Raw genomic sequence first — 16,816 nt, forward strand, 5'->3', positions numbered from 1 at the left:
TATATACAATAATATTATATATAATAATCCATATATTTTACCAAAAATATATAATTTGTCAATTTCTATTATAAAAAAGTAGAATATTTTTTATAAAAAAATATATAATTAGCTATATAAATTAAATTTAATGAAAGCAAATAAAAATTAATTAAAATTTTTTAATAAAAAAGCCTCCGTATATACAGAGGCTTTAAAATTATTTTTTATAAAAAATTATTTTATTTTCTTAAATCATCTACCAATTTAGTTTTGTCAGCAGTTTTTTCATCTTTAGTTTTTACTACTTTGGCAGGATTTCCAGCAACAACCTGATTTTCTTCAACATCTTCTATAACAACAGCACCAGCACCTATAACAGCATTCTTTCCAATATGAACACCCTCTATGATAACAGCATTAGCTCCTATTACAACATTATCCTCTACAATAACAGGTTTAGCAGAAGGAGGCTCAATAACACCAGCAAGTACAGCACCAGCACCAACATGGCAATTTTTTCCTACAATAGCACGTCCGCCTAAAACAGCACCCATATCTATCATAGTACCCTCTCCTACTTCAGCACCTATATTTATAATAGCTCCCATCATAATAACAGCATTATCACCAATTGTAACTTTATCTCTGATAACAGCACCAGGCTCGATTCTTGCATTAACATTAAAATAATCTAAAGTAGGTACACCTGAATTTCTTCTGTCATTTTCTAAATAATAATCTTCTATGGAGTCTTTATATTCTTCTAATATAGCTTTTATATCTTCATAATCTCCAACTACAAAATGAAAATTTCCTGAAGAAAATACCTTAGCATTAGTTTTTATTTCAGCTAAATTTCCTTTTATATAGATTTTAACAGGTGTTTTCTTTTTAGAATTTTTAATATATGCAATAATATCCTCTGACTTTTCTAACATATCCATTTCCGTATTCTCCTATAATAATTTAACAGCATTATCAAGTAATTTTTTATTAAGCTAAAACCTCTTTCATTCTATAAAGACCAGGTTTTTTACCTACAAGGAATTTAGCAGCTTTTATAGCACCATTAGCAAAAATTCTTCTAGAAGTAGAAGAGTGCTTAATCTCTATAATCTCATCATCTCCATAGAAAATAACACTATGATCTCCTACAACAGATCCTCCTCTTACAGAATGCATACCTATTTCTTTTTTATCTCTTACATGAAGACCGTTTCTTCCGCTTACTAAGAACATTTCATTATCTAAAGCATCATTAATAACATTGAATAAACTTTTAGCTGTTCCGCTTGGAGAGTCAACTTTTCTATTATGATGTGTTTCAATGATTTCAATATCAAAATTCCTAAGCTGAGGAGCTATTTTAGATACTATCTCATTCATAAGATTTATTCCTATACAAGTATTAGATGATAATACTATAGGTACATGTGTAGAAGCTTCAACAATCTTAGCAAGCATAGTTTCATCATAACCTGTAGTACATATAACCATAGGTATATTATTTTTAATACTGTAATCTATCATAGCAGGAAGTCTTGAAAAATGAGAGAAATCTATAATCATATCTCCCTTTTCATTTGTAAAATCATCAGCAAAACCTGATATTTCTAATTCTCCTTCTTTTTCTATAACTTCTTTTAAAATTGAGCTCATAACTCCTGTTCCATGTATTAATACTTTCATATTTTTCTCCTTTTAATTTTTATTTTTTTAATCCATATTTATTTATAATATTTTTTACATGCTCTCTATTTTTTTCGCTCAAAGGACCTAATGGAGAACGGCATTCGCCTACATTAAATCCCATAATATTCATAGCCTCTTTTATAGGAGCAGGATTAGTTTCTATAAACATAGCCCTTACAAAATCTATATATTTAATTTGTGTTTTAATAGCTTCATTTACATTTCCATTAAGAAAATTCATAACCATATCATGATTTTCTTTAGGAATAATATTACTTGTAACAGATATAACACCCTTAGCACCTAAAGCCATCATAGGAGTTACCATATCATCATTTCCTGAATATAAATCCAATTTAGGCGCTACATTAACAATATCCGCAACATAACTAATATCTCCGCTTGCCTCCTTAATACCCTGAATATTAGAAATCTCAGATAATGTTTTAATAACATTAAGAGATAATTTAACACCAGTTCTTGAAGGAACACTATACATAATCACAGGACATTTAACACTATTTGCTATTTGTGTATAATAATCAATAAGTCCGCTTTCATTACCTTTATTATAATACGGAGTAACTGCCATCACCATATCAGCACCGTACTCATAAGATTTTTTACTGAACTCTACCGCAGATGCTGTATTATTAGTACCTGTACCAGCTATTACTATAGTTCTTTTTTTTGTACGCTCTATACAAAATTTAATAACCTGCATTCTTTCTTCAGGTGTAAGAGTTGCACTTTCTGCTGTTGTACCTGCTGCAATTATAGCATCTGTTTTATTTGCTATCTGAAATTCTATTAACTCTTCTAATTTTTCATAATTAATTTGATTATCTTCCGTAAATGGTGTTATTAAAGCTACACCTGCTCCTTCAAATAATGACATATTAATCTCCTTGTAATTATATAATGTATTTCTTTTTTTTTCTATAGTAAAAACAAAATAATAATATTACTTTATAAACTTATCCTTATTTTTATATGTATTATAAACATTTAATACCTGAGCCTTAACTCCTATATTTATGGCATTTTCATCTATATCAAATAAACCATTATGAATAGGAGCATTTATTTTTTCATTTGATACACCCAAACTAAAGAAAGCTCCTTTTACCCTTTGAACATAATAACTAAAATCTTCAGCTGTCATATTAGCATTTTCAAGTAGGCAATTTTCCTTACCCAAAAAAGATTCAGCAGAATTTTTTACAATATTAACAGCATCATCATTATTAATTAAAGCAGGATAGGAAGGAATATTAACAAACTCAGCATCAGCATTAAAACTTTTTGACGTATTTTTAATAATATTTTCTATCATATTTAATCTTTTATTTCTAGTATCATCATCGCATAACATTCTAATGATACCTTCCATCTTAACATTATCAGCTACTACATTATTAGCACTTCCGCCATTTATAGTACCTATATGAAGCCTCATACTTCCATCTGTAAATGCTGAAGTAAAACTATGAAGCTGAGTTATAATATGAGCAGCAATTACTATAGCATCTATACCATTATATGACTTAGCACCATGAGCAGATTTTCCATGTATATACACTTCAAACATATTAGAACTAGCATACATAGCACCATAAGTAATGCTTATTTGTCCCACATTTATTTCAGGACGAACATGAAGCCCGTAAATAACATTAACACTATCTAAAGCCTGCTCATTTATCATAGGCAAAGCACCGCCTGTAGTTTCCTCTGCAGGCTGATATATAAGTCTAATATTACAAGGAGGCTTTATTTCAGAAAAATATTTCGCTATTCCTGTAAGCACTGCAGTATGAACATCATGCCCGCAAGAATGACATTTACCCTTATTCTGCGATGAATAAGAGCAATTTTTTTTATCTTCCATAGGCAAAGCATCCATATCAGCCCTAAAAGCTATAGTAAAATCTTTATCCTCCCCTTCTATATCCGCTATTATTCCTGTTTCAGCAACTTTATTTCTATATTTTATATTCAATGAATCAAGTATAGAAGAAATTTTCTCTGAAGTCCTAAACTCTTGAAATCCAAGTTCAGGATGGGCATGCAAATCTCTCCTTAAATCTATTAAAAAGTCTTTCATAGATGAAAGAACATTTTCTGATACTATATTATCCTGCATATTATTTAAACACCTCAATAAAAAGAACAATTATACCGTACAGATATAAAACATTATTATATATATAATTTTTATTAACTTTAGAATTATTAAAAAGATTACTTCTTAGATTTTGAAAGAATACGTTTTGAAGATTTATAGAATTTAGAAAATTGAAAGCAGATATTTGAATGATTGAATAAACGGCCTGCATTACAGGTGAATGAAATATACATTTCTAAACTCCTTGAATTTATTTGTAGTAGTATTATTATATGTAATAATATCGCAAAAGTCAAGAAAAATCATATTATTTTTTAATAAAAAAGAGTCTAATTGAATATATGCTAAATACATATTATATTTATAAAAAATTATATAATGAAAAAAGGATTAAATGAAAAAATACAGATTATTTATTTTTATCAGTATCGGCAGAAACAGTATTATATACAGAATCAACAATATCAGTAACACGAACACCAAAACATTCATCTATAACTACAACTTCGCCTTTAGCTATTAATTTACCATTAACAAGTAAATCCACAGGCTCACCGGCTAATTTCTGAAGCTCTATGATAGAACCCTCTCCTAGTCCTAATATTTCTCTAATACTTAAACGTGCCCTTCCCAATTCTACAGTTACATTTATAGTAACATCCATCAATAGGCCGATGTTATTAGAGGGAATATTATTAGAATTCTTATTTTCTACATTACTCATAATTTAACTTCTGTATTATATGATTGATTATATTATATATATTTATTCAATAATTTCAATTATATTATTATTAAAAAAATAATAAAAAAGCGGGAATTAATCCCGCTTTCATTATATTGGTAATTATTTTAACTTATTATCTAGGTTTATTAGTAAGTCTATCCATAGGGTTAATAATATCAGTAACACGAACACCGAAGTTTTCATCTATTACTACAACCTCCCCTTTAGCTATTAACTTACCATTAACAAGCAAATCTACAGGCTCACCAGCTAACTTTTGAAGCTCTATAATAGAACCTTCACCAAGTCCTAATATATCTCTAATAGTCATAGTAGCTCTTCCAAGCTCTACAGTCATATTCATGGTTACATCCATTAATAGACCGATATTTCCTGTTCCTTGTACATCAGAAGCAGGCATTAGAGAGTTAAACTCAGCATGCTGTACACCCAATTGAGGACCTGAATCAAAGGCTTGATTATCTACAAGTCCTGCCATAGAATTATTAGCAGAAGCTCCGGCATTTGCAGTATTTCCTCCAGCAGCAGGTGCAGCAGCATTATTAGATGCAGAACCTATAAGGCTTTGTAATAATGGAAGCTCCAAAGCAAATACATAAGGAGCATTTTCTACTTCACCTTCAATAGAAAGAGAACCGCTTACTATAGCTAAAGGACCTGGTATATTAATACTGAAAGCATCCTCTAATATAGAAGTCTCTATAGGAGAGTTAGTAAAACTTCCTCCAAACCTTGAAGATAAAGCACTGTCAGAAACTCCTACCATTTGAGAGAAAGCTTCTTTTAATACTTGTGATACCATATCATTCAAAGCTGCTTCTTTCTGCCCCATCATAAGAGAAGCAACTACTAAAGCCTCATTTTCTCCCATGAAGTAATAAACATTTCCATTGATAGAACCAGTATATCCTACTTTAGCCTCTACCATTTTGCCGGAAAGCATTTGATGCAAATTATTTACATCTCCGACTGTAGTTGTAATATTAGTGATAGATACGGTTTTTGTAGAAATAGATGATAATGAGAAAGCCTGATTCTCAGCTATCATTTTTGCAGCTTCATTAAATAGCTGTTTATCTACATTTCCGCCTCCGTTACTTGATGCTTTAGGAGCAGTGTCTCCTCCAAAAGCTTCATCGGCACCTTTTAACAAAGCTTCTATTTCGTCTTGAGATAATGCACCGTCACTCATCATAACCTTAATCCTCCTCTTTTAATAAATCGTCTTCGGTTATATCAGCCTCTCCATCCATAACACCTGTAAGCTGTACAGCCATTCTGCTGCCTGATATACCAGGACGACATAAGAATTTCTTTCTGTTTCCTATCTTGAATATGACAGGATCTGTAATCTTAGTATCTGTAAACTTAACAACATCACCTTTCTGAAGATTGAGAATGTCTGATAGCGGTAATTGCATAGATCCAAGTTCCGCCGAAGTTTCAACAAATATATTTTGTAATTTTTCTTTAATAATTTTTAAATTCTCGCTAGTGCTTCCTCTTCTAATAGATGCATACCAATATTGAGCTGAGAACTTAGATAATATAGGCTCAATAGTAATATATGGTATACAAAAGTTCATCATACCTTCAACATCAGCTACTTTAGTTTCCAAAGTAATTAAAACAACCATGTCATTAGGACTAACCATCTGAGCAAACTGCGGGTTAGTTTCTATAGAACCCAAACGAGGTCTTAAATCTATTACCTGTGACCAAGCCTCTCTTAAGTTACCTAGTATTCTTACTATAATACCTTCCATAACGGATAACTCAATATCTGTAAGCTCTCTGTTTAAGTTCTTAGGACTTTCACCGGGTCCGCCAAACAATCTATCAATAATAGTAAATGTGATAGATGGGTCAATCTCTAATATGGAGCTTCCTTTCAAAGGATCCATACTTACAATAGCCAAAGTAGAAGGATTGCTGACACTTCTTATAAACTCTTCATAAGTAAGCTGATCTACACTTGCTACGTGAATACCTACTAAAGTTCTTAACTGTGCAGATAATGAAGTTGTGGTAACACGAGCAAAGTTTTCATGCATCATCTGAAGCGTTCTAATTTGGTCTTTTGAAAACTTATCGGGACGTTTAAAGTCGTATATCTTTATCTTTCTATGCTCTACTTCTACACGTTTAGTATCAATATTATCTAAACTTTCACCAGATGATATAGCACTTAATAACGCATCTATTTCGCTTTGTGACAATACTTCTGTCATACGAATATCCTTCTCTTATAAATTTTTTCAATAGCATTCATTAGCATTAGCTTAACAAGAAGTTATCAAATAATATACCATCTATTTGACCATTTCTAAGCATACTATTAATTTCCCGCTTAATATCAGCTTTTAACTGCTCTCTGCCCTCATTAGTCCTCAACTGATCATAAGTATAAGAACTAAGTATAGTTGTAATTCTATCTCTTATCATATAGAATCTTTCTGGAAGTTCTACTGCAAGCTGTTTAGTATTAGTAGTATAAGTTAATATAATACTTACTTTTACATATCTTGCTACATCCATATCTGCAGTGTTAACATTAAACTCAGGATCTATACGATAGATTGATGGTGGTGGCTGTTTTACCATATCATCAACAACGCCGCCCTGTACGCCTGCAGCTTTTCCTACACTTTTAGATACAAAAAATGCTATAAGCCCGGATATTAAAGCCACAACTAAAATGGCAGCAATTCCCATAAGTATTTTTACAATCATAGGGCTTAAACCAAATTTTTTCTTTGGTGCAGCTTCGGCTTGTTCTTCCTCTTCGCCTTCTTCCAAATCTAAATTTTCTTCGTCTGCCATATAATTTCCTCACTTAAATTAATATGTTTATTTTACAATTATATAACAGTAAAATAAAATTAGCAACTCTTATGTTAACTTTAACTTTTTTTACTGTCCTTATATATAATATCGGTAAACTACAAAAACACTTAACATATTTTTTATGCAAAAGTAAAAAAATATTATGTTGATTTTTTTTCCTTTAATCGTTATAATTTTTATAGATGCTTAATTGAAATTTGAATAGGCAAATATCTAAAATATCAAAGGAGTATAAAATGAGAGTTTTACTAAAAGCTGAAGAATATGAAAAAGTTCTCCCTAGACTTGCTGCTGAAATCATTGAAAAAGAAGATATGGACAAATTAGCTATTGTCGGCATAAGAAGAAGAGGCGATTATTTAGGTATAAGATTAAAAAAACTTTTAGAAGAAAAAGTTAAAAAAGAAGTACCAATTGGAGCAATAGATATTAATCTTTATAGAGATGATTTGTCTACTCTCTCTGAATTTCCAGAAATTAAAGAAACTGATATACCTTTTGATATTACAGGTAAAACAATATTGCTTGTTGATGATGTTCTTTATACAGGAAGAACTATTAGAGCGGCTCTAAATGCTTTATTTGATTATGGAAGACCAAAAAAAGTATCTTTACTAGTTTTAGTTGATAGATTTGGAAGAGAACTTCCTGTATCTGCTAATTATGTTGGACTTGCTCTTAATGTACCTCAAGATCAATATGTATCTGTTAGAGTAAAGGAATTGGAAGGAGAAGATTTAGTTCTTTTAAAAGATAAAAATTAAAAAATATAATATTTTAATAATAAAAAAAGGGACTTATTAAGGTCCCTTTTTTTATTCGAGAAAAATTAATTTTAATCACCAAATTTTCTAAATAGAGATGAATACATATCGTAGAATTCTGTTTTTGAAAAATCATTTAAATCTTCAGGAGACATTTTTTCCACAATATTCTTGAAATAGCCAAAAAGTTTTTTAAACTTATTAATTTCATTTTCTGATAATAGTATATCCTGTTTAGAACTATACTCATTAGTATTTACATTAGACTCTTCAGATTCAAATAGCTTAATAGCATAATCTAAATCAGACTGAGTAATTTCTCCGTCAAAATCCTCTTCATCATCTTCTGTATGCTTTTCATCTTCCATTAGTATAGGCTCATTATCATCACCTAAACTAAATTCTTCTTCAACTGCCACATTTTCATCTAAATTTTCTTTTTCAATAGTTTCTAATTCTTTTTCTTCAGACATATTAGTCTCCTTATTTAAAAGCTCTTCCATAGAATCAAAATTTTCTAAAGATTTAGCTTTGGTATTATCTTCTTGAGTATTATTATTCTCATTTATTTTATCGTCTATTCTTATGAGTTCTACACCGTCTTCATCATTGCCTTTAATAATATTTTCAAGCATATTCAAATCAGAATCTCTTATTTCATCTATTTGAACATTATTTATATATACTAGATCTTCTAATTCCTCATCGCTTACTTCTTCTTTCAATTCATTATTATAATCTTCTTCTTCATCTGTTTCTTCAGCAGAAGTAGATAAATAATTCTGATATAATTCTTTTTCTTCATCTGTTAAATCTTCTGAAGAAGCATCTACTTTATCTAGATAACCTTCTATCATTGATTTATCTTCTTCTGTCAAATCATCTTCATTATTGATTATCTCTTCTTCTAACTCTTCAGTAGATTCTGGTTCAGAAGCTGATTCTTCTTCTTTTACTTCTTCTTGATTTTCAGCAGAAGTAGATAAATAATTTTGATATAATTCTTTTTCTTCATCTGTTAAATCTTCTGAAGAAGCATCTACTTTATCTAGATAACCTTCTATCATTGATTTATCTTCTTCTGTCAGATCATCTTCATTATTAATTATCTCTTCTTCTAACTCTTCAGTAGACTCTGATTCAGAAGTTGTTGATTCTTCTTCTTTTACTTCCTCTGATGATTCTGATATATCTTCTTTTACTTCTTCTTGATTTTCAGCAGAAGTAGATAAATAATTTTGATATAATTCTTTTTCTTCATCTGTTAAATCTTCTGAAGAAGCATCTACTTTATCTAGATAGCCTTCTATCATTGATTTATCTTCTTCTGTCAAATCATCTTCATTATTAATTATTTCTTCTTCTAACTCTTCAGTAGATTCTGATTCTGAAGTTGATTCTTCTTTTACTTCCTCTGATGATTCTGATATATCTTCTTTTATCTCTTCAGTGATAGGTTCTTCATCTTTTGTTTCTTCTGCTTTTATTTCTGTTTCTTCTACTAGTTCAGAAGATTCTTCTTTATTTTCTGATTCTTCAGCTTCTGCATTAGATAAATAACTTTGATATAATTCCTTTTCTTCATCTGTTAAATCTTCTGAAGAAGCATCTACTTTATCTAGATAGCCCTCTATCATTGATTTATCTTCTTCTGTCAAATCATCTTCATTATTAATTATCTCTTCTTCTAATTCTTCAGTAGATTCTGATTCGGAAGTTGATTCTTCTTCTTTTACTTCCTCTGAGGATTCTGATATATCATCTTTTGTTTCTTCTATTGATTCTGATATTTCTTCCGATTTTATTTCTGTTTCTTCTACTAGTTCAGAAGATTCTTCTTTATTTTCTGATTCTTCAGCTTCTGCATTAGATAAATAACTTTGATATAATTCCTTTTCTTCATCTGTTAAATCTTCTGAAGAAGCATCTACTTTATCTAGATAGCCCTCTATCATTGATTTATCTTCTTCTGTCAAATCATCTTCATTATTAATTATCTCTTCTTCTAATTCTTCAGTAGATTCTGATTCGGAAGTTGATTCTTCTTCTTTTACTTCCTCTGAGGATTCTGATATATCATCTTTTGTTTCTTCTATTGATTCTGATATTTCTTCTGCTTTTATTTCTGTTTCTTCTACTAGTTCAGAAGATTCTTCTTTATTTTCTGATTCTTCAGCTTCTGCATTAGATAAATAACTTTGATATAATTCCTTTTCTTCATCTGTTAAATCTTCTGAAGAAGCATCTACTTTATCTAGATAGCCTTCTATCATTGATTTATCTTCTTCTGTCAAATCATCTTCATTATTAATTATCTCTTCTTCTAATTCTTCAGTAGATTCTGATTCGGAAGTTGATTCTTCTTCTTTTACTTCCTCTGAGGATTCTGATATATCATCTTTTGTTTCTTCTATTGATTCTGATATTTCTTCTGCTTTTATTTCTGTTTCTTCTACTAGTTCAGAAGATTCTTCTTTATTTTCTGATTCTTCAGGTATATTTGATAAATAGCTCTTATATAATTCTTTTTCCTCATCTGTCAAATCTTCATCATTATTTACTATTTTTTCTTCTTTTGATTCTCCTACCTCAGATGATGTTTCTTCTTTAGATTCTTCTTCTTTTTTAGTACTTTCTACATATTCCTCATTCATCTTTTTGAATTTGGATATATAGTCATCATTTGATGGTTCTTGATTATTATTCAATTCCTGATTATGTAAATATTCATCATGAAGTTTAGATATATAATCATTAGTTAATTCTGGTTTTTCTTCTTTTGATTCTTCTACCTCAGATGATGTTTCCTCTTTAGGTTCTTCTTCTTTTTTAGTACTTTCTACATATTCCTCATTCATCTTTTTGAATTTAGATATATAGTCATCATTTGATGGTTCTTGATTATTATTCAATTCCTGATTATGTAAATATTCATCATGAAGTTTAGATATATAATCATTAGTTAATTCTGGTTTTTCTTCTTTTGATTCTTCTACCTCAGATGATGTTTCCTCTTTAGGTTCTTCTTCTTTTTTAGTACTTTCTACATATTCCTCATTCATCTTTTTGAATTTAGATATATAGTCATCATTTGATGGTTCTTGATTATTATTCAATTCCTGATTATGTAAATATTCATCATGAAGTTTAGATATATAATCATTAGTTAATTCTGGTTTTTCTTCTTTTGATTCTTCTACCTCAGATGATGTTTCTTCTTTAGGTTCTTCTTCTTTTTTAGTACTTTCTACATATTCCTCATTCATCTTTTTGAATTTAGATATATAGTCATCATTTGATGGTTCTTGATTATTATTCAATTCCTGATTATGTAAATATTCATCATGAAGTTTAGATATATAATCATTAGTTAATTCTGGTTTTTCTTCTTTTGATTCTTCTACCTCAGATGATGTTTCTTCTTTAGGTTCTTCTTCTTTTTTAGTACTTTCTACATATTCCTCATTCATCTTTTTGAATTTAGATATATAGTCATCATTTGATGGTTCTTGATTATTATTCAATTCCTGATTATGTAAATATTCATCATGAAGTTTAGATATATAATCATTAGTTAATTCTGGTTTTTCTTCTTTTGATTCTTCTGCCTCAGATGATGTTTCCTCTTTATGTTCTTCAGTTATAGGTTCTGAAGATGATTCTTCTGATTTATTTTCTAATTCTTGAGTATCAGTTGTATTAGATAAATAACTTTTATATAGTTCTTTTTCTTCATCTGTTAAATCTTCATCTTTTATTTCTTCTTTAGGTTCTTCTTCTTTTTTAGTACTTTCTACATATTCCTCATTCATCTTTTTGAATTTGGATATATAGTCATCATCATTTGATGGTTCTTGATTATTATTCAATTCCTGATTATGTAAATATTCGTCATGAAGCTTAGATATATAATCATTAGTTAATTCTGGTTTCTCTTCTTTTGGTTCTTCTACCTGAGATGATGCTTCTTCTTTATGTTCTTCAGTTATAGGTTCTGAAGATGATTCTTCTGATTTATTTTCTAATTCTTGAATATCAGTTGTATTAGATAAATAACTTTTATATAGTTCTTTTTCTTCATCTGTTAAATCTTCATCTTTTATTTCTTCTTTAGGTTCTTCTTCTTTTTTAGTACTTTCTACATATTCCTCATTCATCTTTTTGAATTTAGATATATAGTCATCATTTGATGATTCTTGATTATTATTCAATTCCTGATTATGTAAATATTCATCATGAAGTTTAGATATATAATCATTAGTTAATTCTGGTTTTTCTTCTTTTAGTTCTTCTGATTTTGGTTCTTCTAATTCTTCTTTTATCTCTTCAGTAATAGGTTCTGAAGTTAATTCTTCATCTTTTGTTTCTTCTATTGGTTCTGATATTTCTTCTTCTTTTATTTCTGTATCTTCTATTAATTCAGAAGACTCCTCATGAGATTCTGACTCTTCTGATTTTGGTTCTTCTAATTCTTCTGATACAGTATCTTCTTTCGATGATTCTGATAATTCTTCTACTTTTATTTCTGTAGCTTCTATTAATTCAGAAGAGTATTCCTGAGATTCTGACTCTTCTGGTTTTGATTCTTCTAATTGTTCTGATACTTCTTCTACCTTTATTTCTGTAGCTTCTATCAATTCAGAAGAGTATTCCTGAGATTCTGACTCTTCTGGTTTTGATTCTTCTAATTGTTCTAATGCATTCTCTTCTTTTGATTCTTCTGCTTCTGTTAATTCTTCTTTTATCTCTTCTAAATCTCCATCAGATATTTCTGACATAGCATAATTATTTTCTCGGTAATCATCTGTAATATCTTCTTCATTCTCATTAATATAGCCGTCATCTATTTCTTCTAAATCTCCATCAGATATTTCTGACATAGTATAATTATTTTCTCTATAATCATCTATAATATCTTCTTCATTCTCATTAATATAACCGTCATCTATTTCTTCTAAATCTCCATCAGATATTTCTGACATAGTATAATTATTTTCTCTATAATCATCTATAATATCTTCTTCATTCTCATTAATATAACCGTCATCTATTTCTTCTAAATCTCCATCAGATATTTCTGACATAGTATAATTATTTTCTCTATAATCATCTATAATATCTTCTTCATTCTCATTAATATAACCGTCATCTATTTCTTCTAAATCTCCATCAGATATTTCTGACATAGTATAGTTATCTTCTCTGTAATCATCTGTAATATCTTCTTCTTTTGGAGATTCTATATTATTAATTTCAAAATCTTTAGTTATCAAATCAAGTTCATTACCAGATAATTGTATTACATCATCATCATTATCTATTTCATTTATATAGTTTGATTCATCTATATAATCAACATTATCTATATCAGGAACAACAACATTTCTATCATTATATTGTATATTTATTTCATCTTCTTTTAGATTATCTTCTTTTATTAAATCTACTTCTTTTGGTTCTTCATCATCTATTTCAGGCAATTCTAAATCTTCATTTATTGCCAAAGAATCATCATTATCAATAACTACGGAATTATCATCATATAAATCTGGTACTTCTATTTCTTCTTCATTATCATTTATATTATTATCAACTGGCTGATTATTGAAAAGACTGCTCAAATCAAATTCTTCAACACAATCAATGGATTCTAACTCTTCTTCTGTGAGAGCATCTTTTTCAGACACTTCTTTCATAAGAATATCTTGCTCTTCAGAATATATGTGCTGAACAACATAGTTTTGCTCATCAGAAAATACAGCATCTTCTACATCTATATTATCTTTTGCATAAGATGTTCTTTTTACTTTTGTTCCATCTTCTAATTCTATTAATGTGTATTTATCTAATGATAATTCATTATTATCTTCAGTAGGTGTTTTTTCTATATTTTCTTCTAAAGGTTCAGATTCTAATTCATTCAAAGATGATTCTGTTAAACTTATAGTTTCATCATCTGATTTTTCTTCTTCTAAATTTTCTTCAATTGCTTCTTCTGCATTCTCAAGCTCTTCTAAAGCTGATAAACTTTCATCAATATTTTTTTCATCATATTCACTAACTTCTTCTGATAATGGCTCTGATTCCTCTTCTAATTTTTCTTTAATAGCTTCTTCTATATTCTCAAGCTCTTCTAAAGCTGATAAACTTTCATCAATATTTTTTTCATCATATTCACTAACTTCTTCTGATAATGGTTCTGATTCTTCTAATTTTTCTTCAATGGCTTCTTCTGAATTCTCAAGCTCTTCTAAAGCTGATAAGCCTTCATCAATGTTTTTTTCATCATCTTCACTAACTTCTTCTGATAATGGTTCTGATTCTTCTAATTTTTCTTCAATGGCTTCTTCTATATTTTCAAGCTCTTCTAAAGCTGATAAACCTTCATCAATGTTTTTTTCATCATCTTCACTAACTTCTTCTGATAATGGTTCTGATTCTTCTAATTTTTCTTCAATGGCTTCTTCTGCATTCTCAAGCTCTTCTAAAGCTGATAAACTTTCATCAATGTTTTTTTCATCATCTTGAATAACTTCTTCTTCTGGAGAACTTTCATCATCTTCTATATGATTAATATCAAGAAGTTCTTCATCAGTATATTCTTTCATTTCCAAACCAGATTCTTCTGTTGCAGTATCTGATTCTTCTGGATTTTCATCAATAGATTCTTCTATATTTTCAAGCTCTTCTAAAGCTGATAAATCTTCATCAGGAGTTTTTTCATCATCTTGAATAACTTCTTCTTCTGGAGAACTTTCATCATCTTCTATATGATTAATATCAAGAAGCTCTTCATCAGTATATTCTTTCATTTCCAAACCAGATTCTTCTGTTGCAGTATCTGATTCTTCTGGATTTTCATCAATAGATTCTTCTATATTTTCAAGCTCTTCTAAAGCTGATGAATCTTCATCAGGAGTTTTTTCATCATCTTCTCTAGCTTCTTCTTCTGGAGAACTCTCATCATCTTCTATATGATTAATATCAAGAAGTTCTTCATCAGTATATTCTTTCATTTCCAAACCAGATTCTTCTGCTGAAGTATCTGATTCTTCTGGATTCTCATCAATAGATTCTTCTATATTTTCAAGCTCTTCTAAAGCTGATGAATCTTCATCAGGAGTTTTTTCATCATCTTCTCTAGCTTCTTCTTCTGGAGAACTTTCATCATCTTCTATATGATTAATATCAAGAAGCTCTTCATCGGTATATTCTTTCATTTCCAAACCAGATTCTTCTGCTGAAGTATCTGATTCTTCTGGATTCTCATTAATAGATTCTTCTATATTCTCAAGCTCTTCTAAAGCTGATAAATCTTCATCAGGAGTTTTTTCATCATCTTGAATAACTTCTTCTTCTGGAGAACTTTCATCATCTTCTATATGATTAATATCAAGAAGTTCTTCATCGGTATATTCTTTCATTTCCAAACCAGATTCTTCTGTTGTAGAATCTGATTCTTCTGGATTCTCATCAATAGATTCTTCTATATTTTCAAGCTCTTCTAAAGCCGATGAATTTTCTTCATTACTTTGAGCAGATTCTTCTGGAACCTTATTATTAGATTCTATTTCTTCATCATCTAATATATTATTAATATCAAGAAGTTCTTCATCTGTATATTCTCTCAACTCTAAACCAGATTCTTCTTCTGAAGTATCATCATCATCGTATTCTTCTTCATATTCTATATTTTCTCCTATAAGATCTTCTATATTAATATCTTTAGGAGCAGCATTTTCAACATTGTTATTTGCATCATTTGGTAAATCTTTTAGCGTATCTTCTAAATTATTTAAATCTGATTCACCTAGACGTATACTTTCATCTTTAATGTTTTCTACGTTTAGAGTATTTTCTTCACCAATTAAATCTTCTATATCAATATCTTCTATTGATTTATTATCGCCTTTTATATCATCTGATAGTTCTTTTAAATTATCTTCTAAACTATTTAAATCTGATTCATCTGAAGTAATATCATCATTTTCTGCAGAATTTAAATCTGAATCTTTTTCCTCTTCTTCATAATATGTTGGAGAATCATCTTTTTTAAAGCTATCATCTAAATTGAAATCTTCAACAGTTTCAATATTACTTAATTCATAACCTTCCAAAGATTCATCTTCAGATTGCTTATGTATATTACTTTCTTCTTTGGAATATATATTATTTATTATTTCAGATTGTTCTTCTGTTAATTCTGATGTTTTTTCTGGTTCTTCTTCTTGAACTTCAGTTTCTTCTTTATCTAAATTATTTGAATTATCTGAATTAGGAAATAGTCTTGACATATCTATTTCAGAATCAACTATTTCACCTGCCACTTCTATATCGCTTTCTGACAAGCTTAAAGTTTCTTGAAGGTTTTTATAATTTTTTGTCTCTTCTTCAGAATAAGCATTATTGCTTACATCTAATCCTTCTTTATCTTCTGAATAATTATTAACGACTTTATTATCTTTTTCCTCATATTCTTTAGTAGTTATTTTACCATGTATCTTTGGAGTTTCTTTATCAGAATTACCTATAGCTATTACAGGAAATTCATTTTCATTGATTTCTATAGATTTTTCTAGAAGTTTATTTATTTCATATTCATCAAGGGAGATGTCTTTATTACTTTCAAAAATACTAGCGAACTCTTTTTCCACT

General features: G+C 29.1%; 10 protein-coding genes. 1 reads left to right on the top strand and 9 read right to left on the bottom strand.

The features are described 5' to 3' along the window. Positions 1–221 precede the first annotated feature (221 nt). From dapD to BHYOB78_RS11295, 8 genes are all read right to left on the bottom strand, one after another. Entirely contained in the window at positions 222–926 is a 705-nt protein-coding gene (gene dapD / locus BHYOB78_RS11255; protein ID WP_020064634.1) for a 2,3,4,5-tetrahydropyridine-2,6-dicarboxylate N-acetyltransferase, read from the bottom strand. 49 nt (positions 927–975) lie between these two features. Beyond that, positions 976–1,671 (bottom strand): 4-hydroxy-tetrahydrodipicolinate reductase, encoded by a 696-nt coding sequence (gene dapB, locus BHYOB78_RS11260; protein ID WP_012670908.1) that lies wholly within the window; start codon positions 1,669–1,671, stop codon positions 976–978. A gap of 19 nt (positions 1,672–1,690) precedes the next feature. Continuing rightward, entirely contained in the window at positions 1,691–2,572 is an 882-nt protein-coding gene (gene dapA / locus BHYOB78_RS11265) for a 4-hydroxy-tetrahydrodipicolinate synthase (protein ID WP_012670909.1), read from the bottom strand. Between the two features lie 66 nt (positions 2,573–2,638). Further along, positions 2,639–3,820 (bottom strand): M20 metallopeptidase family protein, encoded by a 1,182-nt coding sequence (locus BHYOB78_RS11270; protein ID WP_020064635.1) that lies wholly within the window; start codon positions 3,818–3,820, stop codon positions 2,639–2,641. Between the two features lie 391 nt (positions 3,821–4,211). Continuing rightward, the gene (gene fliN / locus BHYOB78_RS11280) at positions 4,212–4,526 is read right to left on the bottom strand and encodes a flagellar motor switch protein FliN (protein WP_020064637.1); all 315 of its coding nucleotides are present in this window, start codon (positions 4,524–4,526) and stop codon (positions 4,212–4,214) included. Positions 4,527–4,662: 136 nt separating this feature from the next. Further along, the gene (gene fliN, locus BHYOB78_RS11285; RefSeq protein ID WP_020064638.1) at positions 4,663–5,745 is read right to left on the bottom strand and encodes a flagellar motor switch protein FliN; all 1,083 of its coding nucleotides are present in this window, start codon (positions 5,743–5,745) and stop codon (positions 4,663–4,665) included. 4 nt (positions 5,746–5,749) lie between these two features. Next, positions 5,750–6,781: a flagellar motor switch protein FliM gene (fliM, locus tag BHYOB78_RS11290; RefSeq protein WP_008722421.1), complete on the bottom strand. Its 1,032-nt coding sequence runs from the start codon at positions 6,779–6,781 to the stop codon at positions 5,750–5,752. A 46-nt stretch (positions 6,782–6,827) separates the two neighbouring features. Then, on the bottom strand, positions 6,828–7,373 hold the full coding sequence (locus BHYOB78_RS11295) for a flagellar basal body-associated FliL family protein (protein ID WP_012670913.1): 546 nt from the start codon (positions 7,371–7,373) through the stop codon (positions 6,828–6,830). Between the two features lie 260 nt (positions 7,374–7,633). Here BHYOB78_RS11295 and pyrR point away from each other — a divergent pair, with 260 nt between their 5' ends. Then, entirely contained in the window at positions 7,634–8,161 is a 528-nt protein-coding gene (gene pyrR / locus BHYOB78_RS11300) for a bifunctional pyr operon transcriptional regulator/uracil phosphoribosyltransferase PyrR (RefSeq protein WP_012670914.1), read from the top strand. 71 nt (positions 8,162–8,232) lie between these two features. On the opposite strand, the gene BHYOB78_RS13540 is transcribed toward pyrR, so the two are convergent. Continuing rightward, on the bottom strand, positions 8,233–16,815 hold the full coding sequence (locus tag BHYOB78_RS13540; RefSeq protein WP_065203232.1) for a midas domain-containing protein: 8,583 nt from the start codon (positions 16,813–16,815) through the stop codon (positions 8,233–8,235). Position 16,816 lies beyond the last annotated feature (1 nt).

This window comes from Brachyspira hyodysenteriae ATCC 27164, from assembly GCF_001676785.2.
GTDB lineage: Bacteria > Spirochaetota > Brachyspiria > Brachyspirales > Brachyspiraceae > Brachyspira > Brachyspira hyodysenteriae.